Raw genomic sequence first — 26,581 nt, forward strand, 5'->3', positions numbered from 1 at the left:
GCACAGCCGGCACGGCTACAGGCCCAGGTCGCGGGCGACGATCTCCTTCATGATCTCCGTGGTGCCCCCGTAGATGGTGGTGATACGCGAGTCGAGATAGTCGTGGGCGATGCGGTACTCGCGCATGTAGCCGTAGGCGCCGTGCAGTTGCAGACAGCGTCCGACGATGTCGACGTAGTGCTCCGTGGCCCAGAACTTCGCCGCCGCGGCGTCCACGGCGCTCAGTTCGCCGCGGGAGTGCCGGGCGAGCAGGTCGTCGAGGTAGGCACGGCCGACGCGGGCGGTGGTGACCATGTCGGCCAGCTCGAAACGCGTGTTCTGGAAGGAGCCGACGGTCCGTCCGAACGCCTTGCGCTCCCTGACGTACTCCACGGTCCGCTCGAGGACGCCCTCCATCGACGCCACGGCGTTGGCGGCGATCGAGATGCGCTCCTGCGGCAGATTGCGCATCAGGTCCTTGAAGCCGGCCCCCTCCTCGCCGAGCAGGTTGGCGGCCGGCACCCGGACGTCCTGGAAGAACAGTTCGCTGGTGTCCTGGGCGTGCAGGCCGACCTTCTCCAGGTTGCGGCCGCGCGCGAAGCCGGGCCGGTCGGCCTCGATGACCAGCAGGCTGAGCCCGCCGTGGCGGTCCGGGCCGGTGCGTACGGCGGTGACGACCAGGTCGGCGTTCTGGCCGTTGGAGATGAAGACCTTGCTGCCGTTGACGACGTAGTCGTCGCCGTCGCGGACCGCGGTGGTGGCGATGCCGGCGAGGTCGCTCCCGGTACCGGGCTCGGTCATCGCGACGGCGACGATCAGCGTCCCTGCCGCGATGCCGGGCAGCCAGCGGGCCTTCTGCGCGTCGTCGGTCAAGTCGGTGAAGTAGGGCACGACGATGTCGTTGGAGAGCCCCACCCCGGCGAGGCCGTCCGAGGCGGGATGGCGGGAGAACTCCTCGCCGATCACCGCGTTGAAGCGGAAGTCGGTGACACCGCCGCCGCCGTACTCCTCGGGGATGTTGAAGCCGAGGATCCCGGCCCGGGCGGCCTCCTGGAAGAGTTCGCGGTCGACCTTCCCCTCGGCCCGCCACCGCTCGGCGTGCGGCGCGGCGTGCTTGTCGGCGAAGGTGCGGACCGTCTCGCGCAGGAGTTCGTGGTCGTCCTCGTAGAGCGAGCGTTCGGCGGAGATCGTACGGGCCATCAGGACTCCGATCGGTTCGGGAGGAGTACGGGTTTCAGCGTCCGGCCGGACCGCTGGTCGGCGACCGCCTGCTCAAACTCGTCCAGGGCGTACGTGGTCACCAGCTCGTCGAGCGGCAGCCGCCCCTGTGCGTGACGGCGCATCAGTTCCGGTATGTGCAGAGTCGGTTCGGCATCTCCTTCGACGCAGCCGCGCAGCTGGAGCCCGCGCAGCATCAGGTCACGCACGTCGATGGCGGCCGTGGCGGGTCCGAGGCCGACGACGGCCAGCGTTCCGCGGGGGCGCAGCAGAGCCAGTGCGCGTGCCGGCACCTCGGGTCTGCCCGTGGTGTCGAGCGCATGGGTCACGGGCGCAAGGGGGTCGTCGAGGGAGGCGACGGCGCTCGCGCCGCAGCGGACGGCGAGTGCGCGGCGCGCGGCGACGGGCTCCGCCACCACGACCTCGGCGCCTTCGGACAGGGCGGTCAGGACGGCCGCGGTGCCGACCGCGCCGGCGCCCACCACGAGGAGCCGGTCGCCCGGGCCGGGCCGCAGGACGTTGAGGACCGCGCCCGCTCCGGTCAGGAATCCGCAGCCCAGCGGGGCGGCGACCTCCGGGGGCACGTCGCCGACCGGGACGCACGAGCGGGCGTCCGCCAGAGCGGCGGTGGCGAACGACGACTGCCCGAAGTAGGCGCCGAACACCGGGCTGCCGCCGACCCGGATCGTCGGTGACCCGTCGGGCCGTCGCCCCGATCCGTTGAGCGCGGTCGCCCGGTCGCAGTACGCGGGATGGCGGGCCCGGCACTGCTCGCAGCTGCCGCAGGACGCGAAGGAGATCACGACCCGGTCCCCCACACCGAGGGTGTCGACCGCGGTGCCCGATCGCTCCACGACGCCGCATCCCTCGTGGCCGAGCACGGCGGGCCGCTCCCCGAGCGCCTTCCGGGTGACGAGGTCGGTGTGGCAGACGCCGACCGCCTCGATCCGGACGATCACCTCGTGCGGGCGCGGATCGTCCAGTTCGGCCTCGACGATCTCGCTGTCTCCGGGGCCGCGGGAGAGGAGCACCGAGGCCCTCACCCCTGCACCGGACCGGACACGCCGCTCTCCGGCCCGGACTCACTCCCCGGCCCGGATTCGCGCTCCAGGCCGAAGTAGAAGTGACGGCCGCCCGCGAGCACGACCGCGGGTCTGCCGTTCATCACGCCCATGAGGGTGTCGTCGTCCACGCGCTTGAAGTGGTCGAGCACGGCCATGCCGTCGTAGACCATCGTGGCGGTCACCTCCCCGCGGAACTCGACGTTCCACAGCGTGGCCTCGCCGCGGCCCGCCTTGGTGTCGGAGTAGAGGCTGCCGTCCTCGGCCCGGCAGATCAGCGGTTTCGCGTCGTCGAGCGCGTCGAACCGCTTGCCGTGCCACCGGCTGGCCGCCAGCACCTTCTCGATGGGATGGCCGGTCAGGAAGGCGAAACCGCGCCAGGAGCCGAGGATCGACTCCGCGTCGACTGTCTCCAACTCCGCCCACAGGGCGTCGAGTTCACCGGTGTCGACCGGCCCCGGCGCCGCGCGCAGGGCGTTCCACCACTCGCCCACGGGCGAGGGGCCGCGGCTCACCGGACACCGAGCTTGCGGAGCAGGGCCAGCTGTCCGTTGGCGCGGCGGACGAAACTCCGTACGCCGCTCTCCCCCGGCTTCGTCGGTCCGAGCGGAAGGAGCCGCTGCGTGGCGACCGTCTGGCTCTCGGTGTACTTGCGGATCCCCTCCGCGCCGTGGCGTCTGCCGAGTCCGCTGTCGCCCATGCCGCCCATCCCGGCCTCGATGCTGCCGGCCGCCGCGGCGGCGCCGTCGTTGATGTTGACCGACCCGGCGCGGATCCGCGCCGCCATCCGGCCGGCTGCGCGGGTGTCCTTCGACCAGATCGACGCGGACAGCCCGTAGGTCCCCCGGTTGGCCAGGCCCAGGGCCTCCTCGTCGGTGCCGTAGGCGCACAGCGAGATCACCGGACCGAACGTCTCCTCGCCGCACACGGCCATGTCGTCCGTGACGCCTTCGAGGACGGTCGGTTCGTAGCAGAGCGGGCCGAGGTCCGGGCGGGCCCGGCCGCCCACGAGGACCGTCGCGCCCTTGGCCACCGCGCCGTCGACATGGGCTTCGACAGCGGCGAGTTGTGCCGCCGAGGTCAGTGATCCGACATCGGCCGCGTAGTCGTAGGACTGCCCGATCCGCAGCGCCCGCGTCGCCCGGACGAGCTCGGTGCGGAAGGCGTCGTGGATCCGCTCCTGCACATAGACGCGTTCGACGTGGATGCACATCTGCCCGGTGTTGGCGAAGGCCGCCGCCACCGTGCCGGCCGCCGCGGCGGCGAGGTCGGCGTCCGCGCGCACGATCAGCGGGTTCTTGCCGCCGAGTTCGAGGGAGGCCCCGACCAGTCGCCGGGCGGCCCGCTCGGCGACCGTGCGTCCGGTGGCGGTCGACCCCGTGAAGCAGACGAAGTCGACGGCGTCGACCAGGGCGGTCCCCACCACGGGCCCGGGGCCGGTCACGATCTGCCACAGATCGGCCGGCAGCCCGGCGTCGGCCATCAGGGCGCGGGTCCACAGCATGGTCAGCGTGGTCTGTGAATCCGCCTTGGAGACCACGGCGTTGCCGGCCAGGAGAGCCGGCAGCACATCGCCGACACCGAGGTAGAGGGGGTAGTTCCACGGGGAGATGATGCCGACGACGCCCTTCGGCACGCGCACCTCCCTGACCTTCGTCAGACCGGGCACCATGCCGCGCACGTGACGGGGCGCCAGGTAGTGCCGGGCCCGCCGTGCGTAGTGCCGGGCGATCGTCGCGACCTGCGCCACCTCCTGCCAGGCGTGGTAGCGCGCCTTGCCGGTCTCCCACTGGATCAGGTCGAGCACCTGGTCCTGCCGTTCCAGGAGCAGGTCGTGGAAGGCGAGTACGACGTCGGCGCGCCGCCCCGGCCGGGCCTGTGCCCACGTGGGCCGGGCGGCCCGGGCTCCGGCCACCGCCGCCGCGACGTCCTGCGCGGCGCAGGCGGGAACGGCCGCGACCGGCGCCAGGTCGAAGGGGGCGAGCGCGGTCACCGGCTCGGCGCTGTCGGGTCCGTGCCGCGTCGCGTCACGGCGCACCCACGTGCACCACTGCTCGATCGACTCGTCCGTCACCCAGGCGGGCCGGGAGCGCGCCGCCGCGGGGCCGGGAGGCGCGGGGGTCTGTTCCTGCTCCGTGCTCATACGGGCTCCTCGGTCACGTCGATGCCCTTCGCTGGATGCTTTCGCTCGACGCCTTCGTCGATGTCGATGTCGATGTCGCGCCTGTGCCTGTGCCTGTGCCTTTGCAGTCGCCCTTGTCCCTGCCCTTGTCCCCGCCGACGCACGTCGTTATGTTAATCAGAAATCACATCCCGGAACAAGATCTGAGCCAAGGGGTGGTACCGCGAACTCCAGTGCACGTCAGGCAAGTTGAGCCGCGTGATCCATCAGGAGAGCGAGTAGGTCAATGGAAAATCTCAGTCGCAGAAGAGTCCTGTCCCTGGGGGCCGCGCTGGGCCTCGTGGGCGCGGCCGGCACCACCGACGCGTGGGCGTGGTCGCCGGCGGGGTCGGTCGCCGGAGCCGGCGCGGGCACCGATCCGGAGTACGTGTGGGACGACGAGGTGGACCAGCTGGTCGCCTCGCTCTTCGCAGGCGGTCAGATCCCGGCGGTCAACACCGCGATGGCGTCGTGGGTGAACAACAACGACCCGCTGCCCAGCGGTCTGCCGGCCGACCTCACCGCGTATCTGCGGAAGGTCAACAAGCTGCCCTCGTGGGCGGACCCGGCGAAGCTGGCCCGCGCCGCCGACTTCAACCGGCGCAAGGACACGTACCTTTTCCTGCTGTACGGCCTCGGCAGCGGGATCATGAGCACCGTGATCCCGCGCGAGGCCAAGAGCGTCTACTGGTCCGCGGGCGGCGCCGACATGAAGGACCGCGCGGCCAAGACCTTCACGTTCGGCTACGACCTGGCGCAGCTGAAGGGCCTGGAGCCGACGGGCCAGTTCGTGGTCACCGCCAACAAGACGCGTCTGGTGCACGCCGCGGTACGCCATCTGCTGCCGCAGTCGCCCCACTGGACGGCGGTCGCGGACCAGTCCATCCCGATCAGCAACGCCGACATCCTGGTCACCTTCCACAGCCTGGGCACCTACGTGCGCAGGAAGCTGCTCGACTGGAAGGTCCCCTTCTCGGCCGCGGACCAGGACGCCTTCCTGCACAGCTGGCAGGTCGCCCTGCACCTGCTGGGCGTGCGGGACGAGTACATCCCCAAGACGTGGGCCGCCGCGGAGGCACAGTCGGGCCAGGTGCTCACCCCGATCCTCGCTCCGACGACCGAGGGCATCGAACTGGCCGAGGACCTGCTCGGACTGCCCTCCCAGGTCGACCTGGGCGTCACCCGCGGCTTCCTCAACGAGTTCGTGCGCTACGTCCTCAGCGACGAGATCGGCGACTGGCTGGGGCTGAAGCGCGACTACGCCTCGGCGACCCTGATCCGCACCGTATGGCCGGCCTTCATCCTGTTCCGCGAAGGGCTGTCACCGGTCGCGCCGGGCGCCTTCTATCTGTTCGACCAGTTCGTGCGCGCCCTGGCCATGGCGTTCTTGAACAACGGCGCCTCGGGGGCGACCACCCCCATCGTGATGCCGACGGGGAACAGGGCGGGTTCCTGAGCCGCCGTGCCGACACAGGGGTGCGGAAAGAGCCCCTCAGAGGCCCAGGGCGCGTACGACGAGGCCGGTCACGGCGGTGCGGCCCGCAGGACTGTCCTGCCACCGCAGTCGCCGCCCGGCCTCGACCACCACGCCGAACCCGGCGTGCACCAGGACCCTGGCCTGCCGCGGGTCCAGCTCCGGACGGACCAGCCGCAACTGCTGCTCCCAGACCGCGATGTGCTCACGCTGCGCGAGCAGCAAGGGGCGCTGCAGTTCGGCCGGCAGTCCGACGAACTCGGCTTCGGCGACGCTCGTCAGCGCGGTGTGCTCGAAGCTGTAGGCCACGTACGTCGCCGCCAGCGCCACGACGGCCTCGTAGGGGTCGGCCACGCCGTGCAGGCTCTGGTCCACCGCCTGCGCGAGGAGCCCCGCCGCCTGGAGGCACGCCGCCGCCAGGATGTCGACCTTGCCCGGGTAGTGGCGGTAGAGCGCGGACGGGGCGAGCCCCACCGCCTCCGCGATCTGGCCGTTGGTGACGCTGGTGAAACCGTCCCGGGCGAACAGCGGGACGGCGGCCGCGAGGATCTCCGCGCGCCGCGAGCGCGGCACCGGCAGGGCCGGCAGCTCGACGGTGCGCTCGCTCCCCGCCACCGGCTCCGGGCCGGCCGCGACCACGCGCAGGGCGCACGCCGACAGCAGTTCCTCGACTCGCCGTTGCGCGATGGAGGTGTGATGCATCGTGAGGGAGCCGATGGCGCCGAGAGCCGCCACGACCCGCAGTTCCACGTCGGCCGGCGGGCACGGCCGCTCGCCTCGCACCGCCTCGGCCACTCCCTCACGTCGGACCGCTTCGGTCACCCGCTCGGTGACGTGCGCGAACTTCGCCCTGAGCAGCCGTCGGTCCGCGCGGTCGAGGTACCTGGCCTCCCACCGGTACACGCCGCCCGACGCGCGGTGCGCCACGGTGACCCTGATGAGGGCGGTGAGCACGTCCGCCGGGGCGGCCTCGGCCGGCATCTCGTCGAGCGCGGCGACGAGCCGGTCCACCATGGCGTGCGCGCACTCGGCGAACAGGGCGTACTTGTTCGGGAAGTGCCGGTAGAGGGCCGCGGCGGTGATACCCACACCGGCGGCGATCTCCTCCATGGACGCCGCGTGATAACCGCGCTCGCTGAAGAGCCGGCCCGCCGCCTCGACGATGAGCTGCCTGCGGTTGCGGGGGCGCGTGGCCGCGATCGGCTCGACGGTCATGACCGGACGGAGGCATGCGGGAACGGGGCCATACGGCTCAGTCAATCACACGCCGGGCCCGGTCCCCGGTCCCCTTGCGAGCGGACGGCACGGCGGGCGGCCCGGCACGCCGTCCCACGTGATTCCCGATTAACAAAATACGCCACGACGCTTCTCCGGCAACGGGGTTGATGGGCACAATGCCGCAGCGAGCACCGATGCACCGGCGCCTCGGTGCACCGATCGAGACGACACCCGAGGAGTCGCCCATGCCGACCGACACGGCTCCCGCCTGGACCTTCCGGCACCACTGGATGTCCCAGGCGGCCACCCACGCGACGATGCGCCCCGACAAGCCCGCGCTGCGCTATCTCGGGACGACCACGACGTGGGCCCAGTTGTCGCGGCGGTCGCTGCAACTGGCTGCCGCGCTCGCCGGCCGGGGCGTGGCCGCGGGCGACCGCGTGGCCCTGCTGACACTGAACCATCCGTGGTGCGTGGAGAGTGTCTTCGCGGCGAACAGCCTGGGTGCCATGGCCGTACCCCTCAGCTTCCGGCTGGCGCCCCTGGAGCTCGACTACATCCTGGCCGACTGCACACCTTCGGCGATCGTCGTCGACGCACGCCTGCTGCCGCTGCTCAAGGCGGTGCCGAACGCCGCGTCGATCGGCACGGTCGTCGTCATCGGCGAACCGGGCGACAGCGAGGAGCATGTCGCGTACGAGGAGTTCCTGTCGGCGTACGAGCCGATGGAACTGCCCGACGTCAGCGAGGAGTCGACCGCGCTGATCATGTACACCTCGGGCACCACCGGGCGGCCGAAAGGCGTGATGCTGTCCCATCGCAACATGCAGGTGCAGGCGATCACCTGCATCCGCGCGATGGAGATCTTCGACGACTCCGACGTCGGCTTCCTGACCGCGCCCTTCTTCCACATCGCGGGGCTCGGTTCGGTCGTGGCGAACTTCGTGGTCGGCGGCACGGTCGTGATCCATCCGCTGGGTGCCTTCGACCCGGCAGCCGTTCTCGACGCGTACGAACGCGAGGGCGCCACCGTCGTGTTCAACGTGCCGCAGCAGTGGGACCTGATCTGCGCCGAGCCCGACATCGACAAGCGGGACCTGAAGCTGCGGATCATCAGCTGGGGCGCCGCCCCGGCGAGCGACGCGACCCTGCGTGCCATGGGCGAGAAGTTCCCCGGCGCGCTGAACGTGGCCGTGTTCGGCCAGACCGAGACCTCACCCATCACCTGCGTGCTCCGCGGGGAGGACTCGCTGCGCAAGCTCGGCTCGGTCGGCCGCCCGATCCCGAGCATCCAGCACCGCATCGTCGACGCGGAGATGAACGACGTCGCCGTGGGCGAGGTAGGCGAGATCGTCTACCGCGGGCCGACGCTGACGCGGGGATACTGGAACAAGCCGCAGGAGACCGCGGCGGCCTTCGAAGGAGGCTGGTTCCACTCCGGCGATCTGGTCAAGCGGGACGACGAAGGCTTCATCTGGGTGGTCGACCGCAAGAAGGACATGATCATCAGCGGCGGCGAGAACATCTACTGCGCCGAGCTGGAGAACGCCGTGGCCGCACACCCGTCCGTCCGTGAGGTCGCCGTGATCGGCCGGTCCGACGAGCGCTGGGGCCAGATACCCGTCGCCTTCGTCACCCTCGCCCCGGACACCGAACTGTCGCTGCGCGACCTGACCAAGTTCCTCGACGGAAGACTCGCCTCTTTCAAGAGGCCCAAGGACCTCGTGATCCTCCCCGAGCTTCCGCGCAACGCGGGAGGCAAGGTGGTCAAGCCGGCGCTTCGGGCGCGGGACGGAGGGTGACGGCGTCACAGATGCGGGTGGTGGGCGGTCAGTTGAACGAGGCCGACACGCAGACCGTCGGCTCGCCGGCCGGCCCGCGCCGGCGCCGTCGCTGTCGAAGGAGCTCATCGTGCCCGACCAGCCGACCCTGGTCCTGGACCCCGAAGCCACCGACCACCACGCCGAGGACCGGGCGCTGCGCAGCCACGGCCCTGCCACCCGCGTGGACATCCTCGGCCTGACCGTCTGGTCGGTCAGCGACCCTGCCCTCCTCAAGCAGCTGCTCACCAGCCCGCAGGTCTCCAAGAACGGGCGCGCCCACTGGCCGGACTTCGCCGACACCGTGGCCACCTGGCCCCTGGCCCTGTGGATCGCCGTGGAGAGCATGCTCAACGCCTACGGCAACGACCACCGAAGACTGCGCCGGATGGTCGCCCCGGCCCTCAGCGCCCGTCGTATCCAGGAGATGCGACCGGCGGTGGAGGCCATCGTCACCGCTCTCCTCGACGACCTCGACTCCCGGCCCGCCGGGGAGAGCGTGGACCTGCGCGAACACTTCGCCTATCCCCTGCCGATCGCGGTGCTCGGCCAGTTCATGGGCATTCCCGAGAGCCGGATCCAGGGCTTTCGCACCGTGGTCGACGGCGTCTTCGACACCACGGTCACCGCCGAGCAGGCCGCCGCGAACACCGCCTCCTTGTACAAAGCCCTCGACGAACTGATCGCGGCCAAACGCGCCGAGCCCGCCGACGACATGACCTCGCTCCTCATCGCCGCCCGCGACGACGAGGGCGACGGCGGCGGCTTCAGCGACAGCGAACTGCGCGACACGCTGCTCCTGATGCTCAGCGCCGGCTACGAGACCACCGTCAACGTCATCGACCAGGCGGTCACCGCCCTGCTGTCCGACCCCGAGCAGCTCGGGCACCTGCGCGCCGGCCGGGCCGAGTGGAGCGACGCCGTCGAGGAGACCCTGCGGTACGAACCCGCGATCAAGCACCTGCCGCTGCGCTACGCCCTCACCGACATCGCCCTGCCCGACGGACGGACGATCCCCCGGGGCGAAGCGATTCTCGCCTCCTACTCCGCCGCCAACCGCCACCCCGACTGGCACGGCCCGACCGCCGACGGCTTCGACGTCACCCGCCCCACGAAGGAACACCTCGCCTTCGGCCACGGCCTCCACTTCTGCCTGGGCGCACCCCTGGCCCGCCTCGAGGTCGCCACGGCCCTGCGCCTGCTCGTCGACCGCTTCCCCGACATCGAACTGGCGGCCCCTGCTTCGGAGTTGCGCTCCCTGCCCACACTCATCAGCAACGGCCACCTGACCCTGCCGGTACACCTGAGGCCGAAGACCCACTGACCCGCCGGATGCGGGCAGCGGGGCGACGTCACTTCCCGTGGTACGCGTTACTTCCCGTGGTACGCGTTGTGGATCGTCAGTGTCGACTTGTTGCCCTGCTTGTCCGTGACGTCGGCGTGGAAGGAGATGCTCTTGTCCTTCGCCGGGTTCCGCACGGAGATCCTGCCGCTCTGTACCTTCACGGGCTGCCAGGTCGTCCCGTCGTCGTAACTGACGGACACAGAAAGCGACTTGAGGTTCTTCCCGGCCGCCGAGCCCTGCACGCTCACCGGGATCCGGACCGATGTGTTCGCCGGGGCGCGTGACGCGAGGTCGACGGGCGCGGCGAAGCGGACCGTGGACACCGGCAGCACCGTGGTGGCCGCGACCTGCCGGGAGCGGAACGTGAAACCGACGTCGATACGGGTGGAGGCCGCGGCGACCTTCGCCGAGCGCTCGACGGAGGTCGTCAGCCGGTACTCGGCATCGCCGGAGTCGACCGTGAAGGGCTGGGCGCCGCTCAGCGGATCGTCGTTCTCGCCGACCTCGACACCGTCGCGGTACAGCGTCGACGTGGCCGAGGTGTACTCCGTAGGACCCACGTGGCCCTGGCCGTCGGCGAACAGCGGCACGGAGGCGACGATCTGCTGCTCACCCGTCGCCGGGTCGGGCGCGGTCCGGAAGACACCCCGGCCCGCGTCCAGAAGCGGGCCGAAGACTCCGGTGTTGAACGTCTCGCGGTAGGTACGGCCGGCCTCGTAGCGCTGCGGCGCGGTCATCGCGTAGGACCCGTCGAAGGAGGGGTAGCCCCACTCGTCGGGTTCGCCGAACTGGTCCGTCTTGGTCAGCCACTTGACGCCGTCGGCAGTGGATACGTAGAAGGTGCGCGTGCCCGGCACCGGCTGCTGCGCCGAGAACCCCGTGCCTTCCGGAGCGCCCGGCAGATGGGAGAACGGGGAGGCGAGAGCGGTCTTCCCGGCGGCGGACGCGCCGACGCCGACCTTGAGCGTCGCCAGTTCGTCGGCCTTCACGTGCTTGGTGTAACCGGTCGCGACCTGTTGCGCCGTGCCGCCGAAGGCCACCGAGTACTGGGTGGTGGCGTCCTTGAGGAAGTGCGCGTCCCAGGTCTGCAGGAGCGAGCCGTCCGTGACGGCCGGGCCCATGTGTGCGGTGCGGAAACCGGTGAACCCTCTGAGGACCCAGCCGTTGCCGACGGTGCCGCTGTCGGTCGTGAGGCCGTAGTACGTCCCTCCGTAGTCCACCGTGTCGAGGCCGGGAACGGTGATGTCCACCGGTTCCGTGGTGCGCGCGTCGACGGTGAGCGTGGTGTCGGCGGAGACGTCCAGCTTCGGCTGCGCGATCCAGTCGGTGCCCTCGGTGAAGTCCGACGGATTCTGGTAGACGGCCGTGTTGAGCATGTACGAGCCCTTGGGCACGCGGATCGTGTGCGCGCCCGGCTCGTTGTCGATCCGGGCCTGGAAGCCCTCGGCGGGGCCGGAGACGCCGACCAGGCTGCTGGAGAAGGTACGTGCGTCGCTGCCGTCGCGGTCGATGGTCCTGAGCGTGACGTCGTAGGACTCGGCCTCGCGGACGGCCGCCGCGGCGGTGCGGACGGACCGGCCCGCGCCGGTGGCGACGACGTAGGCCGAGTACGTGCCGTCGGCGTCGCCGACGCCGGTGTCGGCGGTCAGCTCGACCTCGGCCCTGCCGCCCGCGGGCACGGTCACCCGGGTGGCACCGAGCGCGAAGAACCCGGCCGGGGCCGGCTCGCCCGCCGGGTCGAGGGCGGACACCGCCAGGTCCAGGGTGACGTCGCTGGTCCCGAGGTTGCGGTAGCCGACCTTCTTGGTGAGGGGCCGGTCGTCGGTGTGCGGCCACCGGGCGACGCCGAAGCTCAGCGAGACCGGGTCGGCGATCACGCTCTGGTCCAGCGCCTTGTCGACCTGGACGCGCCCCGAACCCTGCTGGAAGACGGTCGAGCCGCCGTCCTTGGCGGACGCGGTCAGCGCACCCTTGAGCTCGGCCGCCTTCCAGGCCGGGTGGCGCTGCTTGAGGATCGCCGCCGCGCCCGCGACGTGCGGGGTGGCCATGGAGGTGCCGTCGAGTTGCAGGTAGCCGGGGGCTGGGTGCGGTGTACCGGGGCTGGTGTCGATCTCGCTGCCGGGTGCGGCGGCCGCGGTGATGGCGACGCCGGGCGCGGTCACGTCCGGTTTGACGGCGCCGTCGCCGACGCGCGGCCCGACGCTGGAGAAGGACGCGAGTCTGTCGTCCTTGTCGACGGCGCCGACGGTCAGCGCGGCGTCGGCGCTGCCCGGCGAGTCCACGGTCGACGCGCCCGACTCGCCCTCGTTGCCCGCCGCGACGGCGAACAGGACGCCCTTCTCTGCGGTCAGCTTGTCGACCTCGGCCTCCAGCGGGTCGACGTCCGGGGAGTCCGGGCCGCCCAGGCTGAGGTTGACCACGTCCGCGCCCTCGGCGACGGCCCACTCCATGCCCGCGATGATGGCGGAGTCGTCCCCGTATCCCCCGTCGTTCAGCACCTTGCCGCTGATCACCTCGGCGCCCGGCGCGACACCCTTGTACGTACCGCCCGACCTGGCACCGGTCCCGGCGGCGATCGAGGCGACGTGCGTGCCGTGCCCGACGCGGTCCACGGTGTCGGGCGAGTCGGAGAAGTTCTTCTCGGCGACGACCTGGCTTCTCAGGTCTTCGTGGGTGCTGTCGACGCCGGTGTCGAGGACGGCGATCCTGACGCCGGTGCCGTCGTACCCGGCCGCCCATGCCTGGTCGGCGCCGATCTGCTTGACGCTACGGTCCAGACTCGCCCGGCGCACCCCGTCCAGCCACACCTTGTCGATGCCGGGGGCGGCGGCGCGTACGCCGTCCTTCCGCTGCTCGGTCAGGGCCGCCCACACCTTGGCCGCGTCGTCCTGCGACGTGCGGAGGGCGTCGGCGTCGATCCGGGGGAACGTGCGCCGCAGTTGCGTGTCTCCGGCCGTACGCACCTCGGCCCTTGCGGCGCGGGCGGATCCGGCGTACCGCACGATCAGCTTGAGTCCGTCGCCGTGGCTCTTGCGCAGCAGCGGGTCGGTGAGCTCGCTGATGTCGAACAGCCGCTGGTCCAACTTGTGTGTGGCGATGAGGTGTTGGGCGTCGCTGGGCACCACGAGCGTGTGGCCGCCGATGCGCCGCACCTGCACGGGTATGCGCTCACGGCCCTTGGCGGCCTCGAAGCCCACCAGTTGGCCCTCGGCGCCGACCCGTACACGGTCGCCCGTGAGGAGCCGGATCCACTGGTCGCCGTCGGAGCGGGTGATGGTGCCCGGTGCGGTGGTCGGGGTGACCGTCGTATGCGCGGCGAGCGCTGTCGTGGGGCCGGTCATGCCTGCCACGAGAGCCACCGACGTGGCCGCTGTGACGGAACTGCGGCCTCCTACTTCTGCCGGGCGGCTCGGGACCCGCAGTTCACACCCCGGTGGCGGCCTCGTCGAGCTCGGCGAGCGCGGCTGCGGCCTCGGCCTGACGTGGGCTGCGCAGCACGGTGAGGGCGTCGCGGGCGGCAAGCAGCGTGGCCCGGGCGTCCGGGTGGCCCATGGCGCCGAGTACGCGGCCCAGGTCGAGCCGGGCCTGTTCGGCCCAGGCCTGCGTCTGTGCAGCTTCGAAGGCGGCGAGGGCCTGGCGGAGCTGCGGCTCGGCCTCGTCCCAGCGTTCCAGGGCCGCCAGGTCGTTGCCGAGGTGCTGGCGGGCGGACGCGTGGTACAGCGCGATCAGCTCGTCCGGCCGGTCCGGCACACCCGCCCGGCAGATCTGTTCGCTGCGGCGGTGGATCTCCAGGGCTTCCGCCGCCCGGCCGGTCTGGCGCAGCAGGGTGCCGAGGGTGTTGAGGGTCGTCAGCTCGGCCAGCCTCGCCATCGGGGAGTTCTGCGCGGCGAGACAGCGGACGGCGTCGCGCAGCCGCGTATGGGCCTCCTCCGTGCGGCCCAGCCGGTTGAGCGCTGTGGCGCCGTAGTTGAGCGCCCAGCCCTGCTGGAGCCCGTCCGCACTGTCGCGGGCCGCCACGAGCGCGGCGTCGGCGGACTCCAGGGCGGCCGGGTGGTCGTGGACGCAGGCGTTGTAGGCCCAGGCGAGGTAGTTGAGGTGGACGGCCTCCTCCCGTCTGCTGCCGAGTGCGCGGGCGGATTCGGCGGCGCGCCGGAACACCTCCACCCACTGCTCCCAGTGCAGGTTGAGGTCGGAGAACCAGTGCATGGCCTCCGCCGTGTCCAGGACCTGCCGGTGCCGGCCGGTGTCGTGGGCACGGCGCAGCGCGGCGAGCCACTGGGGCTGTTCGGCCTCCAGCCAGGCCCGCGCCTCCTCCCGGCCGGTGGGCGCGGTGTCCGGGTCCGGGTCGCCGGAGGGCGCGGTCCGCTCGTGGTCGGCGTCGAAGTGCAGCGCGGCGGCGGCGGCCCGGTCCAGCATCCAGCACGCGGTCCGGTCGAGGGCCGCGTCGCGGACGGCGGGGCCGTCCTCGGCGGTGACCTGCTCGGCCGCGTAGAGCCTGAGCAGGTCGTGGAACCGGTAGCGCTCGGCGGCGGGTTCGCTCTGGAGGAGGCCGGCGTCGGTCAGCTCCTCGGCGCAGTCGACCGCTTCGTCGTAGGAGAGCCCGGCGAGGAGTGCGCCGGTCTCCGGGCTGAAGTCCGCCCCGGCGGCCAGCGAGGCGCGGCGCAGGAACGTCGCGGTGTCCGCGGGCAGTTGCCGGTAGGAGAGGGCGAAGGCGGCGCGCACTCCCAGGTTTCCGGCCTGGAGTCCGTCGAGGCGCCGCCCTTCGGCGGCGAGGCGGGCGACGAGCTTGCCGAGGCGTTCGTGCGGCCGGCTGGAGAGCCGTTGCCCGGCGATCCTCACGGCCAGGGGCAGATGCCCGCACAGGTCGGCGAGATCGCGCGCGGCCTGCGCCTCCGCCCGCACCCGTTCCGGGCCGACGATGCGGGTCAGCAGTTCCACCGCCTCCTCGCGCCGCAGCAGCGCCAGATCGCAGCGGTGGACGGACGGCAGGCCCGCCAGGGCCTGCCGGCTGGTGACGAGGGTCAGTGACGGTCCGGTGCCGGGCAGCAGCGGGCCGACCTGGGACTCGTCGGCGGCGTTGTCGAGGAGCAGGAGCAGCCGCCGGTCGCCGGCGAGGGAGCGCCACAGGCCCGCGCGGTCGTCGGTGCCGGCGGGTATCGCGGAGTCGGCGATCCCCATGGCGCCCAGCAGCCGGGCCAGCGCGTCCCGGGCGGTCGTCGGCTCGGCGTCCATGCCGTGCAGGTCGAGGGCGAGCTGCCCGTCCGGGAAGTACGGCGCGAGACGGTGCGCGGCGTGCACCGCGAACGACGTCTTGCCGAGGCCGGGCTGCCCGGCGATCACGGCGACCTCCGGCCGGTCCGGGCCGGTGTCCTGCGCCAGGTCGAGGAGCCGGGCGAGAGCCCCGTCACGGGCGGTGAAGTCCTGGATGTCGCGCGGCAGGGCCAGGGTGAGGGACGCGGCCGGGCCCGCGGCCGTCCGAAGGCGCGGACGTCCAGACGCGGCGGCCTCCTCCAAGCCCGCCGCCTCGTCCGCGTCGAGGCCGAGCGCTTCGGCGAGCGCCTGCACCGTACGGCGCTGCGGCCCTCGCGTACGCCCGCGTTCCATGTCCGCCAGCGCTCTGACGCTCACCCCCGCGGCATGCGACAGCGCCTCCTGGCTCAGCGCTGTACCGGTCCGCAGACGGCGCAGCCGCTGCCCGAAATCCTCCGTGGAAGGCATGCCATCGCGCACCGTCGACGTCCCCGATCATCATGCTCGACCGAACGCGAGCCCCGGCAGAAGTATGGCGGACGTCATTCCTGCCGGTAGAACCGCCTGGGATGCGCGGCCCGTCGGTGATCGACTGAGGTCAGACGGGGAACGCCGCTCCTACGGCGTCGACTGACCACCGCACCACGACCCTTCCGGCCCGCGGCACCGAGCCGCGGCCCGGCATCACTCACGGGGGAACTCTCCATGAAGAATCTGCGTCACCGCTCCACGCTGCTCGCCCTCGCCGGCACGGCCCTTGCGCTGTCCCTCACCGCCTGCCAGGGCGACACGGACACCAAGTCGGCCCCCGCGGCCTCCTCCTCGGCGACGGGGAAGGCCGCCGACAACGCGGCGGACGGCAAGCACAGCGACACGTCCGACGCGTCGGACACGACCGGCACCGCCGATTCGGCACACTCGACGGCTTCGAAGGGCTCTACGGGCTCCGCAAAGAAGAGCGGCTCCACGGGCACCACCGGCGAGCAGGCGTCCGCCGCGACCCGTCTCTGCACCGCGCGGGACGTCACCATCACCGCCGCGACCCAGGACGGTCCTCCCTACACCCACCTCGTCCTCACGGCGAAGAACAAGTCCGGCCGCTCCTGCCGGCTGGCGGGCGCGCCGCACATCCAGCTCCTGGAGAGCCACAAGCAGGACGTCCCGGCCGTCGCCAAGAGTAAGCCGGCCTCGCCGGTCGTCCTCACGGCGGGAGCCCCTGCCTACGCCCTGGTGAAGGTGTCGGACGGCGGGGTCGACGAGGACAACGAGCCCGTGTCGGCGTTCTCCGTCACGCTGGAGGGCGACGACTCCACGGTCATCGCCGTCACCGCGCCCGGCAAGGGCGGCATCGCCGCCGACCCGGCGAAGGCCCTCACCGGCTACTGGACGCCCGAACTCCGCAACGGCGCGGACGATTTCTGAGAGACCGGTCTGCACTGAGGCCGCTGCCATGGAGCGGCTCCACTGAAGCGGGAAGGCGACCCCGTGCTCGTCCGCGGGCCGGGGTCGTCGTGCTACTGGGCGTTGATCGCCCGCAGCATGTCCAGCCGGGTCGCCCGCCGCGCGGGCCAGACCGCCGCCAGGACCCCCGCTGCCAGGGCGAGCAGGAGGAACAGCGAGCAGCAGTGCACCGTGGACCGATGCGTACAGGTCTCGCACGATCCTCTACGTGAGGACCAACAGCAGCCCGCTACCGGTCACTTCGGCGAGCGCGCGCCACGCTCCCCGGCGCCGCTCCCCGGGGCCGCGTTAGGACCGCGGGAGGTGTGGATCGTCGGTCAATTGTGGGGGACGAGGATCGGGCGGCCGCCGCTCAGAACCAGTGCAGGCAGTGCGGGGCGCGTTCCGTACGGAAAAGCGCGTCCGCGAGGGCGGCGGCGCCCGGGTGGTGGGCCCGGACGTGTCCCGCGCGTACGAGCGTGCTCGGGGCGATGCCGCCCAGGTAGAGCGAGCTCAGGTCGCGCACGTCCGACGACAGGTCGGGCTGCCGGTCCGTGGGGACGCAGACGGCCTTGCCGTCACGGACCGTCAGCAGGTAGCGGCCGTGCTCGTCGAGGAACGGGTCGTCGACATCGAGGACGAGCTCACCGTCCGTGCACCAGCCGCGCGCTGCCAGGGCACGCGGGACATCGAGCAGGCGCACCCACAGCCAGTCCGAGTCCTCGCCGACCTCGCCGGCGCGCAGGTCGGCGAGTTGCCAGCGCAGCGGGTGCGCGGGCGGGACGTGCCGGAACACGACCCGAGAGACGAGGTCGTGTCCGAGTACGAACCGGGCCAGGGCCGTGAAGACCGCGTCCTCGGTGGCGATGGTCTCGTCGACCGTCAGGGTGGAGGGGTCGCCGCCGAGGGAGTAGCTGGCGTACCCGTCCGCCACGCCGTCGGCGTCCCGGTGGACAGCGATGTAGCGCGGAGCCGGAGAGACCGGCGACTGCCCCGCTCTCGTGGCCCACCAGCGGTGCGGCCGGGAGAGCGCGCCGGGCTGGGCGCGGCGGTACCGGTCGTAGACCTGCTCGAGGATCTCGCCGCACTCGGCACGCCGCAGCACCTCGACCGACCCGGTATCCGCCCCGCTGTCTGCCCCGCTGTCCGGGCCGGTCGCCCGGGGGGCCGCGAATGCTGCCCGGTGGCGCGGCACCGTCAGCCGGCCGGTGAAGGTCGCCGGTCCGTACCCGAACCTGCCGTAGATCGGGGCCTCGGACGCCAGCAGCACCGAGAGGAACTCGCCCCGGGCCCGCACCTCGGCGAGCTGGCGCCGCATCAGCGCGCTGAGCACGCCCCGCCGCCGGTGCGAGGGCAGGACGCCGACACCGGTCACCCCGGCGACCGGAACGAGGGCCCGACCGGGCAGGGTGAGTTCGAAGGAGTACGCGGCTGCGGTGCCCATGGGCCGCCCGTCCGCTGCCAGGGCGAGCAGGCCGCGGTCCATCTCGAGCGCCGACCACCAACGCCCGCCGCCCGCGATCGGGGTCTCCGGGAAGAGCCCGAACGCCGTGTGGACAGTGTCGACGAAGAGGTCCAGGTCCTCATCGGTCGTGGAACGTATCTCCATCGCTTGGGCTTCCCTCTCGAAGTGGCGAAGTGGCGAAGTGGCGAAGTGGCGAAGTGACCGAGACGCTGAGTCACGGTGTCAGGATCGGTGGCGGACGCGTATCGCGCCTACGGATTCGGGTGCCCTACGGGTTCGGCTGCGGGTTCGGGTGGCCGATGGTCACCGCTCCGCGGAAGCCCTCCGCCGAGACGACCGACATCGTGTCGAGCGCCGCGTCGGGGACCGGCAGCAGATGCGCGTCGACCCAGGTGTCCCCCGTCGCCGCGTTGGCCCAGGGATCCTCGATGACGACGGCGCCGGGTACGACGCCGTGGCAGAGCACCCAGTGCGGTACGTCGAACCCCTGCATCCCGGCGAGCGAGAGCAGGAGCAGTACATGCTCGCGCCGGCCGATCGCGTCCCGGATCGCGGTCAGGGAGAGGCGGCGCGGGTCGACGGGGACGCCGACGCGTTCCGCCTCCGTGCGGGAGGCGCGCTGGAGCAGGGCACGCCACTCCTGGTCGCTGTCCGGAAGGTGGTCGAGCATGACCGGCCGGTCCGTGTCGAGGTGGACCGTGACGGGGGAAGCCGGCCAGGCGCGGTGCAGGGCGACGCCCAGCCCGACGGGCTCGCACGCGAGGAAGTTGGTGGCGTCGCGCCACAGCGTCAGCTCCGCCTGCCGGTCGAGCGCCTCCCGCGGCAGCGTCCCCGCGTGCGCCTGCGCGACCAGGGCGGTGACGGCGCCGCAGGTGAAGTGCGTGGTCTGCCCGTAGTAAGGAGGTTCGGACAGCTCAGAAAACGCAGACAGCTCGGATGGTTCGGACGACTCAAGCGGCTCGGACGGCTCAAGCGGCTCCGACGGCCCGGTCGTCGGCACGCCGTCGCACAGCCAGCGGACGTAGCCGGCAGCAGGCCCGGTCGCCCCCTCCGACAGCGACAGCGGAGCGCTCAACGCGGTGAAACCGGCGGCAGCGGCCTCCTCGGGGTCTGCCGTCCACCCTTCCCACTTGAGCTGTGCGAGCCCTCGGCGGCGGGCGTGGGCTTCGACGGCTCGCAGGGCTGCTGCCACGTCGCCGACGGCGTCGACGATCTTCAGATAGGCCGTGTTCGGGCGTGCCGTCACGAGCGCGGCGGCGATCCACTCCTCGCCCCCCTCGACGGCTGCGGCCACAAGGTGCGGGGCGTGTGCGGAGCGGTCGACCGCGCGCCAGCGCTCCGACACCTCGTCAGGTACGAGCCGCGCCAACTGGATCGGCGGGGCATCGGGCTCGTAGGGGACGACGAACATTTCTGGGCTCCTGGTGGCGCGGAGGCGGGAAGAGGAGGACGGGACGAGGGGCGGCACCGGCCCCGGGGTCATGCGCGGGACCGTCGCATCACCCACACGAAATACGGCGCCCCGACCAGCGCGATCATGAGCCCCGCCGGTACCTGCGCGGGCGCGACGACCGTACGGCCCAGCGCGTCCGCCACGCACACCAGTACTCCGCCGAGCAGCATCGCGACCGGGATCGCGCGGCCGTGCCGGGTCCCCACCAGGGAGCGGGCGAGGTGCGGGGCGACGAGCCCCACGAAACCGACGACACCGATGGCGATCACGCTGAGCGCCGCGAGCACCGCCGCGATCGCCAGGGCGGTGATCCGGGTACGTTCCACCCGGACGCCGACGATGCGCGGGGTGTCCTCGTCGACGGCGAGCAGGTCGAGCCGGCTCCGCATGGACAGCAGTAGGGGAAGGGCGAGAGCCAGGGCCACCGCGACCGGGACGACGTCGGAGAACGTGCGCCCGTAGGTCGTGCCGGAGAGCCAGGTGAAGATTCGCGGCGTGTTGTACGGGTCGGCCCGCAGCAGGAGGAAGGTGGTGACGGAGCTGATGCCGTACCCCATGCCGATGCCGATCAGCACGAACCGGTCGGGCAGGAAGCCGCCTCGCCAGGACAGCAGGGCGATCACCGCGAACGTGGCGAGCCCCGCCACGACCGCGACCGCGACGAGCACGGTCTGTCCGCCGGGCAGGCCCGACGTGACGACGGCCGCCGCACCGAGCCCGGCGCCCGCCGTGATGCCGAGCACCCCCGGTTCCGCCAGCGGATTTCGTACGGAGCCCTGTACGACGCATCCGGCGAGGCCGAGCGCCGCCCCGGCGAGGATCGCGGCGGTCACCCGGGGCACCCGGTCGTCGAGCGCGGCGCCGATCAGGTCCGGGGCCGCGCCCTGGGCCCACAGCACGAGGTCCCCCGTACGCAGCCAGAGGCTCCCCGCGAGGACACCGACAAGGGCCGCCACGGCCAGCAGTGCGGCCGCACCGGACGTGACGAGGAGGAAGGCGCGGCGTGAGCGTACGGCGACCCGCGCGCGCGGCGGCTGCCGGAGCTGACCGGTGTCCCGCAGCCGCAGCGCGAGGACCACGATCACCACGGCCCCGAGGAGCGCGGTCGGTACGCCGGTGGGGATGGAGGCGGCCCCGTCCGCGCCCTGGATCGCGCGCAGGGACGCGTCCGCGAGCAGGACGAGGAGCGCGCCGAGCAGTCCGGCGGCAGGCACCAGGAAGAGGTGCCGGCGCAGCGCGCCGACCCGGCCCGCGATGAGGCGGGCCAGGACGGGCGCGCCGAGTCCGACGAACCCGATGGGGCCCGCGAGGGTCACCGCCGTGCTGGTCAGGAGCACCGCGCAGAGCACGGCGGCCACACGGGTGGAGCGGATCGGCACGCCGAGGGTGGCCGCGGTGTCGTCGCCGAGGTTCATCACGTCCAGGCGCCGGGACAGGGCCAGAGCCGCGCCCAGGACCACGACGATGAGGGGGATGGCGCGTATCGACGCGTCGATGTTCAGCTGCGCGAGCGAGCCGCTCCCCCAGGCGTAGAGGCCGGTCGTGTTCTGGTTGAACAGGATGAGGAGCATGCCGGTCGCCGCGTCCAGGGCCAGCGCCGTCGCCGATCCGGCGAGGATGAGGCGGGTGCCCGCGGTGCCGGCGGCCCGGCCCGCGAGGAGCAGGACGAGCGCTGCCGCGACCAGGCCACCCGCGAAGGCGACGGCGCCCGACGCCCACAGCGGGACGGAGAGGCCGAAGGCGGCGACGAGCGTGAGGGTGAAGTAGGCCCCGGCCGTGACCGCGAGGGTGTCCGGCGAGGCGAGCGTGTTGTGGGTGACGGACTGGAGCAGCGTGCCCGCGCAGCCGAGGGCGAAGCCCACGGCGACGCCCGCGAACAGGCGCGGCAGGCGCGAGCCGGTGAGGATCTCACCGACCGGCGCCCCGCCGGCGCTCTCCTGTCCCCCGGCGAGATGGCGCACGAGATCGCCGACGCCGACACCCGACGTCCCCTGCGTCAGGTGCCACATGCCCACCAGGACGGTCGTGACGAGGAGCAGTCCGAGGACGGCCGCCCCGGCGGGACCGCCGCCGCGCTCGGCGCGCGGCAGCGGTCCCTGTTCGGCTGCCACCGTGGTAGGTGCGGTGCTCACTTCTTGTCGAGAACGTCGACGTAGGCGTCGATCGCCTGGGCGCAGGAGCGGGGGCCGCCGGCGCCCCAGACCCGTGCCGGGAAGGAGTGGGCGCGGCCTTCCTTCACCGCGGGGAGCTTCTTCCAGATCGGGTTCTTGGCGAGCGCCGCGACGTACCCGCCGGCGCCCTCGTCGTTCGCGTAGAAGAGGTTGGCGTCGCCCACCGCGGTGAGTCCCTCGACGTCGGTCTGCGCGAGGCCGTAGGCGGGGTCGACGCCTCCGTCACCGTGCTTCTTGTTGACGTCGTTGGTCCAGGCCGGGTTCATGCCGAGTTCCTTGCCTATCTCGGTGAACAGGGCGCCGTCGCTGTAGGGACGGACGGTGAGGTTGCCGCCCTCGAGCCAGCCGTCGAAGAAGAGGAAGTCCTTCGTCGGCAGGTCGGCGTCGGTGACCTGCTGCTTCGCCGTCGCGAGGTGCTCGTCGAACTCCTTGAGCACCTGGTCGGCCCGCTCGGTGCGGCCCGTCGCCTGGCCGATCATGCTGAAGACGTCCCGCATGTTGCCGATCGGGTCCTTCGGGTCGGCGCCGCGTGTGGCCATCACTGGGACGCCGCGCTTCTCCAGCTTCTTGATCATGTCGTCCTTGGCGTCGAACGCCTCCACGACGATGAGGTCGGGCTTGGCCGCGTACAGGGTGTCGAGGTCGGGCTCCTCACGGGTGCCGATGTCGGTGACGCCCTTGGGCAGCTTCTCCGCGCTGACCCACGTGCTGTATCCCTTGGCGTCGGAGACGGCGGTGGGGGTGACGCACAGCGTCAGCGCGTCCTCGACCTGCTGCCATTCCAGGACCGCGATCCGCTCGGCGGGCTTGTCGAGCTTCACGGTGCGGCCGACGCCGTCCTTGAAGGAGACCGGCTTCGTCGAGGTGGCCGTGGTGTCCGCGGCGCAGTCCTTCGACGCGGGCGACGCACTGGCGCCGGCGCTGCCGCCGGCCGTGGCCTTGTCGACATCGGTCGTCCCGCAGGCCGTTGCGGCGAGCAGGGCGAGCCCCATCGAGGCCGACGCCGCCAGGCGACGGGCACGGGCACGGTTCATCGAGGGTCCTCTTTCGGGTTTCTCAGGGGGTTGCGTGGGGTGGCCCGTGGGAGCGGGCCGGATGTGGCGTTCAGGACAGGTGGCGTCCGACCGGATCGATGCGGACACGGCCCGTCCGCGGGTCGACGTCCACCTCGACGCGGATGTCGTAGACCTCGCCGATGTTCGCGGCGGTGAGGACCTCGGCAGGCGTGCCGGCCGCGTACACCCGGCCGGAGCGCATGAGGACGAGCGTGTCCGCGACGCGGGAGGCCTGGTCGAGGTCGTGCAGCACGATGCCGACCGCGATGCCGTGTTCCTCGACGAGGTCCCGTACGAGGTCGAGCGTCTCGAACTGGTAGCGCAGGTCCAGGTGGTTAGTCGGCTCGTCCAGGAGTACGACGCCGGTGTCCTGGGCCAGGCAGGAGGCGAGCCAGACGCGTTGCATCTCGCCGCCGGAGAGTTCTCCGACCTGCCGGCCGGCCATGTCCCGTACGCCGGTGACTTTCATGGCGTGGTCGACGGCGGTCCGGTCCTCGGCGGTGGGTCCGGCGAAGCCGCGCCGGTAGGGATGGCGTCCGAACGCGACGACCTCCGCGACCGTCAGCCCCTGGGGCGCGGGCCTCGACTGGGAGAACAGTGTGACTTCGCGGGCGAACTGACGGGGGCCGAGCAGGGCCGCGTCACGCTCGGGCTGTGTGTCGGGGGCACCGAGGGTGACCCGGCCGCCGTCCAGCCGATGCAGTCGGGAGAGCGCGCGCAGCAGCGTGGACTTCCCGCTGCCGTTCGGTCCTACGAGGGCGGTCGCGCGGCCGGGTTCCAGGGCGACCGAGACACCGTGGACGACGGGCTTGCCGCCGTAGCGCAGCACCAGGTCGTGCCCGTTGAGCGCGGCCACGGGGGCGGCCGCCGGAGCGCCGGGGTCGGCCTCGGGTCTTCCGGTCTGCCGGAAGGGGCTTGTGAACATGAAGGGGTCCGGACAATCGGAGGGGCGAGGACGGCGGCACCCTCCGTGCGGCCTGCACCGGCCGCCGTGCCCGGCACTCTCCCGCGAACGGACGGACAGCTGAACCGACAGCTGAACGAACAGAGGGACGGACAGCTGAACGGACAGCCGAAGGGACAGCTCCGTTCGCGGCAAGCACCAACTAAGGGTTACCTAACTCCGAGAAGGTTATATTCCGCTTGCCACGTCGACAATCAGGAGTTCTGGTCACTCGATACGGGATTCCGGACATCCCCGGGCAGGCCGCCCGCCGCGGCGAAGAACGCACCCGGCGTGGTGCCCGCGACCCGCCGGAAGGCGGCGATGAAGGAGCTGGGCTGCGCGTAGCCGAGCACTTCGGAGATCGTCGTCACGTCGAAGCCCTCGGAGAGCAGCAGCAGTGCCCGGTGCACGCGCAGCATCTGGCGCCACTGGGCGAAGGAGAGACCGGTCGCCTGGCGGAAGGCGCGGGTGATGGTGCGGTCGCTGGTCCCGAGGTGTCGCGCCCACTCCTCCAGGGAGCGGTTGTCGGCGGGGTCGCCCAGCAGGGCCTCGGCGATCGCGTCGATCCGCGGGTCCCCCGGCAACTGCAACGCGAACTGCCGCTCCGAGGGCTGGATCACATCGAAGACGACCGCTTCCGCCCGCGCCCTGGCCTCCGCGTCCAGATCCGTACGGGACAGATGGGTCAGCAGTGACTCCAGCAGCGGCGTCATGGCGATCGCCTTGGGTTCCTCGAACGCGATCGGCGTGCGATCAGGGGCGAAGAAGGCGTCGGAGAACTCCGCGCCCGCCGTCGCCCGGCCCGCGTGCACCACCCCGGCGGGCATCCACAGCCCGTGCCCCTCGACCACGGTCAGGACGCGGTCCCCGACCCGGGACGTCAGGGTCCCCCCGCGCACCCAGACGAGCTCGTGCAGGGGATGCGAGTGCGGCGACCACTCCGTGGGATCACGCACTATCCGGAACCCGGCGAGGATGGCTCCCGCCCCCGCCTGCACCGGCAGCGCTTCGGCCCGGCGCACCACGGTCCCCGCCTCACGCCGCCACATCCCGGGGGTCACCTCACCACGGGACGCTCGAACCATGCGCAGAAGTCTATCGGTGCTGGTGAGCGCGACTGCGGCGGCCACCGCCGCACCCTTTTGGCCAGGACTGAAAGGCATGGCGACCGCGTGCCGATCCCGGCAGGCTCTCTCTCACCGGCTCCTCCCGCCACTCATGGCAGAGGGAACACCGGAAGTTCCGTGTCATCACCAACGCACCCCGACAGCGATCTCGAAGGAGCATCATGCGCACTCGTACATGGTTGGCCGGTCTCGCGGTGGGAGCCGCTGTGCTGGCCGTCGGTCCGGTCGCCTCCGCGCAGGCGGTCCCCGCGTCACACCAGTCCGGCGGGGCCACGGCCGGCGCCGTGGCGTTGGAGGACTGGGTCGACGTCGGCACCTACAAGACCTACGGCGCCTGCATGTCGGACGGGGCAAATTCCATCTACTCCCGCTACAAGTGCAAGGTGAGCACCACCACGACCAACTGGCACCTCTGGGTCGACCTGGACTCGTAGATTCAGACCGGCCCGGGCAGTGGGTGGGGGCCGCTGCCCGGGTCATCCGCTCGCGCGATCGCTCCGCAGGAGGGCTTCGCCGAGCGGGGTGAGGGTGTGCAGAACCGCTGTGCCGGTGCGCGTCGTGGTGATGAGACCGGCGTTGCGCAGGACGGTGGCGTGCTGGCTGGCCGAGGGCAGGGAGATGCCGACCCGGTCGGCTGTCGCGGTGGTGGTCGCCGGATGGCGCAGCGAGGCGAGGATCGCGGAGCGGGTACGCCCGAGCAGCGGCCCCAGGGCGTCGGCGGCGCCGGCCGGATGTTCGCCTGCGTGCACCGGGTAGCACAGCATCGGGGGCTCACCGTCGCGGTGCCCGTACAGCGGGCTGTACGCGAAATAGGACGGGATGAGAAGCAGGCCGGCGCCGTCGAGGTGTACGTCGATGTCGTGGGCGCACGGCGCATTTATGTGCCAGGTCGGGGGCTGCCAGCGCCAGCCGGGCACAAGGCCGGCCAGCAGGGCGTCGACGCCGCCCCGTAACAGGGACTCCGCGCGTAAAGCCCGGTCGGTGACGGCGACGGCCTGCAACTGGGGCCATATAGGCGCCAGACAGGAGTTGAAGTAGCGCACCGCGTTGTCGGCGAAGATGCGGCGGCCTTTGTCCGTGCCCTCAGCGAGTTCCCGTAGCGCGGGGTTCTCGCGTGAGGCGCGAGGAAGGAGAGCGATCTCGTCCGCCAACTCGCGGGTCGGCGTCCGGACAGCGACGTCGAGACCCTCCCTCAGGTCCGGGGTAAGAGGTTGAACGAAGAATTCCGGTACGCCCCCGTCCGGAGAATTCATGTCCATGAGGGTGCGCACGTGGGGCAGTGTGCTGCCCGCCATCCATCGACGCCACCGTCTTATCCCGTCATGCGGACGGAAAAAAGGCGAATTGCCACGTAAATGGTACTGGCTGAGTGTTATTTCGAGTAGTGCGTTCGGAACC

Annotated in this window: 19 protein-coding genes; 5 read left to right on the forward strand and 14 right to left on the reverse strand. The window is 71.9% G+C overall.

What is annotated here, in order from left to right:
* Positions 1-15: 15 nt before the first annotated feature.
* The 4 genes from ABD366_RS09920 to ABD366_RS09935 are packed head-to-tail and all read right to left on the reverse strand — an operon-like array spanning position 16 to position 4,401.
* A complete protein-coding gene (locus ABD366_RS09920; protein WP_324769411.1) occupies positions 16-1,179 on the reverse strand; it encodes an acyl-CoA dehydrogenase family protein in 1,164 nt (387 codons plus the stop codon).
* Positions 1,179-2,240: an NAD(P)-dependent alcohol dehydrogenase gene (locus ABD366_RS09925; protein WP_324769409.1), complete on the reverse strand. Its 1,062-nt coding sequence runs from the start codon at positions 2,238-2,240 to the stop codon at positions 1,179-1,181. Before ABD366_RS09925 ends, ABD366_RS09920 begins: the two co-directional genes overlap by 1 nt.
* Positions 2,237-2,773, reverse strand: coding sequence for a DUF4334 domain-containing protein (locus ABD366_RS09930; RefSeq protein ID WP_411293713.1), 537 nt, complete (start codon positions 2,771-2,773; stop codon positions 2,237-2,239). Before ABD366_RS09930 ends, ABD366_RS09925 begins: the two co-directional genes overlap by 4 nt.
* The gene (locus ABD366_RS09935) at positions 2,770-4,401 is read right to left on the reverse strand and encodes a succinic semialdehyde dehydrogenase (protein ID WP_344441502.1); all 1,632 of its coding nucleotides are present in this window, start codon (positions 4,399-4,401) and stop codon (positions 2,770-2,772) included. The genes ABD366_RS09930 and ABD366_RS09935 overlap by 4 nt, the downstream gene beginning before the upstream one ends.
* 265 nt (positions 4,402-4,666) lie before the next feature.
* On the opposite strand from ABD366_RS09935, the gene ABD366_RS09940 reads away from it, so the two are divergent.
* Positions 4,667-5,875, forward strand: coding sequence for an oxygenase MpaB family protein (locus ABD366_RS09940; RefSeq protein WP_324772581.1), 1,209 nt, complete (start codon positions 4,667-4,669; stop codon positions 5,873-5,875).
* Between the two features lie 36 nt (positions 5,876-5,911).
* On the opposite strand, the gene ABD366_RS09945 is transcribed toward ABD366_RS09940, so the two are convergent.
* Positions 5,912-7,108 (reverse strand): TetR/AcrR family transcriptional regulator, encoded by a 1,197-nt coding sequence (locus ABD366_RS09945; RefSeq protein WP_324772579.1) that lies wholly within the window; start codon positions 7,106-7,108, stop codon positions 5,912-5,914.
* A gap of 248 nt (positions 7,109-7,356) precedes the next feature.
* Between ABD366_RS09945 and ABD366_RS09950 the strand changes: the two genes are divergently transcribed.
* Both ABD366_RS09950 and ABD366_RS09955 read left to right on the forward strand, forming a co-directional pair.
* Positions 7,357-8,913 carry a long-chain-fatty-acid--CoA ligase gene (locus ABD366_RS09950; RefSeq protein WP_324772577.1) on the forward strand — a complete coding sequence of 519 codons (1,557 nt, stop codon included), beginning with the start codon at positions 7,357-7,359 and terminating at the stop codon, positions 8,911-8,913.
* A gap of 109 nt (positions 8,914-9,022) precedes the next feature.
* Positions 9,023-10,255 carry a cytochrome P450 family protein gene (locus ABD366_RS09955; protein WP_324772575.1) on the forward strand — a complete coding sequence of 411 codons (1,233 nt, stop codon included), beginning with the start codon at positions 9,023-9,025 and terminating at the stop codon, positions 10,253-10,255.
* 47 nt (positions 10,256-10,302) lie between these two features.
* Here ABD366_RS09955 and ABD366_RS09960 read toward each other — a convergent pair whose 3' ends face one another.
* Together ABD366_RS09960 and ABD366_RS09965 are read right to left on the reverse strand one after the other, a co-directional pair.
* Positions 10,303-13,617 carry a S8 family peptidase gene (locus ABD366_RS09960; protein WP_324772573.1) on the reverse strand — a complete coding sequence of 1,105 codons (3,315 nt, stop codon included), beginning with the start codon at positions 13,615-13,617 and terminating at the stop codon, positions 10,303-10,305.
* 82 nt (positions 13,618-13,699) lie between these two features.
* Positions 13,700-15,994, reverse strand: coding sequence for a helix-turn-helix transcriptional regulator (locus ABD366_RS09965; RefSeq protein ID WP_324772571.1), 2,295 nt, complete (start codon positions 15,992-15,994; stop codon positions 13,700-13,702).
* A gap of 237 nt (positions 15,995-16,231) precedes the next feature.
* Between ABD366_RS09965 and ABD366_RS09970 the strand changes: the two genes are divergently transcribed.
* A complete protein-coding gene (locus ABD366_RS09970) occupies positions 16,232-16,948 on the forward strand; it encodes a DUF4232 domain-containing protein (RefSeq protein WP_324772569.1) in 717 nt (238 codons plus the stop codon).
* Positions 16,949-17,339: 391 nt separating this feature from the next.
* Here ABD366_RS09970 and ABD366_RS09975 read toward each other — a convergent pair whose 3' ends face one another.
* The 6 genes from ABD366_RS09975 to ABD366_RS10000 form a co-directional block, all read right to left on the reverse strand.
* Complete coding sequence (locus ABD366_RS09975) at positions 17,340-18,575, reverse strand: GNAT family N-acetyltransferase (RefSeq protein WP_324772567.1); 1,236 nt, start codon at positions 18,573-18,575, stop codon at positions 17,340-17,342.
* A gap of 124 nt (positions 18,576-18,699) precedes the next feature.
* On the reverse strand, positions 18,700-19,842 hold the full coding sequence (locus ABD366_RS09980; RefSeq protein ID WP_324772565.1) for a peptidase C39 family protein: 1,143 nt from the start codon (positions 19,840-19,842) through the stop codon (positions 18,700-18,702).
* Between the two features lie 68 nt (positions 19,843-19,910).
* A complete protein-coding gene (locus ABD366_RS09985; protein WP_411293822.1) occupies positions 19,911-22,016 on the reverse strand; it encodes an iron ABC transporter permease in 2,106 nt (701 codons plus the stop codon).
* Positions 22,013-23,089, reverse strand: a complete 1,077-nt coding sequence (locus tag ABD366_RS09990) for an iron-siderophore ABC transporter substrate-binding protein (protein ID WP_324772563.1) — start codon at positions 23,087-23,089, stop codon at positions 22,013-22,015. Before ABD366_RS09990 ends, ABD366_RS09985 begins: the two co-directional genes overlap by 4 nt.
* 70 nt (positions 23,090-23,159) lie before the next feature.
* Positions 23,160-24,035 carry an ABC transporter ATP-binding protein gene (locus ABD366_RS09995; protein WP_324772561.1) on the reverse strand — a complete coding sequence of 292 codons (876 nt, stop codon included), beginning with the start codon at positions 24,033-24,035 and terminating at the stop codon, positions 23,160-23,162.
* A gap of 233 nt (positions 24,036-24,268) precedes the next feature.
* On the reverse strand, positions 24,269-25,141 hold the full coding sequence (locus ABD366_RS10000; protein ID WP_324772558.1) for a helix-turn-helix domain-containing protein: 873 nt from the start codon (positions 25,139-25,141) through the stop codon (positions 24,269-24,271).
* A 203-nt stretch (positions 25,142-25,344) separates the two neighbouring features.
* Here ABD366_RS10000 and ABD366_RS10005 point away from each other — a divergent pair, with 203 nt between their 5' ends.
* On the forward strand, positions 25,345-25,617 hold the full coding sequence (locus tag ABD366_RS10005) for a hypothetical protein (RefSeq protein ID WP_324772557.1): 273 nt from the start codon (positions 25,345-25,347) through the stop codon (positions 25,615-25,617).
* A gap of 42 nt (positions 25,618-25,659) precedes the next feature.
* Here the strand turns inward: ABD366_RS10005 and ABD366_RS10010 are convergent, their stop codons facing one another.
* A complete protein-coding gene (locus tag ABD366_RS10010) occupies positions 25,660-26,436 on the reverse strand; it encodes an ArsR/SmtB family transcription factor (RefSeq protein ID WP_324772556.1) in 777 nt (258 codons plus the stop codon).
* Positions 26,437-26,581 lie beyond the last annotated feature (145 nt).

This window comes from Streptomyces kunmingensis, from assembly GCF_039533535.1.
GTDB classification, from domain to species: Bacteria; Actinomycetota; Actinomycetes; order Streptomycetales; family Streptomycetaceae; genus Streptomyces; species Streptomyces kunmingensis.

Excerpts from the sequence above, each read along its gene's own strand:
- ABD366_RS09940 (WP_324772581.1), top strand. The coding sequence starts at position 4,667 with ATGGAAAATCTCAGTCGCAGAAGAGTCCTGTCCCTGGGGGCCGCGCTG.
- ABD366_RS09980 (WP_324772565.1), bottom strand. The coding sequence starts at position 19,842 with ATGTTCGTCGTCCCCTACGAGCCCGATGCCCCGCCGATCCAGTTGGCG.
- ABD366_RS09975 (WP_324772567.1), bottom strand. The coding sequence starts at position 18,575 with ATGGAGATACGTTCCACGACCGATGAGGACCTGGACCTCTTCGTCGAC.
- ABD366_RS09935 (WP_344441502.1), bottom strand. The coding sequence starts at position 4,401 with ATGAGCACGGAGCAGGAACAGACCCCCGCGCCTCCCGGCCCCGCGGCG.
- ABD366_RS09995 (WP_324772561.1), bottom strand. The coding sequence starts at position 24,035 with ATGTTCACAAGCCCCTTCCGGCAGACCGGAAGACCCGAGGCCGACCCC.
- ABD366_RS09945 (WP_324772579.1), bottom strand. The coding sequence starts at position 7,108 with ATGACCGTCGAGCCGATCGCGGCCACGCGCCCCCGCAACCGCAGGCAG.
- ABD366_RS09950 (WP_324772577.1), top strand. The coding sequence starts at position 7,357 with ATGCCGACCGACACGGCTCCCGCCTGGACCTTCCGGCACCACTGGATG.
- ABD366_RS09970 (WP_324772569.1), top strand. The coding sequence starts at position 16,232 with ATGAAGAATCTGCGTCACCGCTCCACGCTGCTCGCCCTCGCCGGCACG.
- ABD366_RS09920 (WP_324769411.1), bottom strand. The coding sequence starts at position 1,179 with ATGGCCCGTACGATCTCCGCCGAACGCTCGCTCTACGAGGACGACCAC.
- ABD366_RS10005 (WP_324772557.1), top strand. The coding sequence starts at position 25,345 with ATGCGCACTCGTACATGGTTGGCCGGTCTCGCGGTGGGAGCCGCTGTG.
- ABD366_RS10010 (WP_324772556.1), bottom strand. The coding sequence starts at position 26,436 with ATGAATTCTCCGGACGGGGGCGTACCGGAATTCTTCGTTCAACCTCTT.
- ABD366_RS09960 (WP_324772573.1), bottom strand. The coding sequence starts at position 13,617 with ATGACCGGCCCCACGACAGCGCTCGCCGCGCATACGACGGTCACCCCG.
- ABD366_RS09965 (WP_324772571.1), bottom strand. The coding sequence starts at position 15,994 with ATGCCTTCCACGGAGGATTTCGGGCAGCGGCTGCGCCGTCTGCGGACC.
- ABD366_RS10000 (WP_324772558.1), bottom strand. The coding sequence starts at position 25,141 with ATGGTTCGAGCGTCCCGTGGTGAGGTGACCCCCGGGATGTGGCGGCGT.
- ABD366_RS09990 (WP_324772563.1), bottom strand. The coding sequence starts at position 23,089 with ATGAACCGTGCCCGTGCCCGTCGCCTGGCGGCGTCGGCCTCGATGGGG.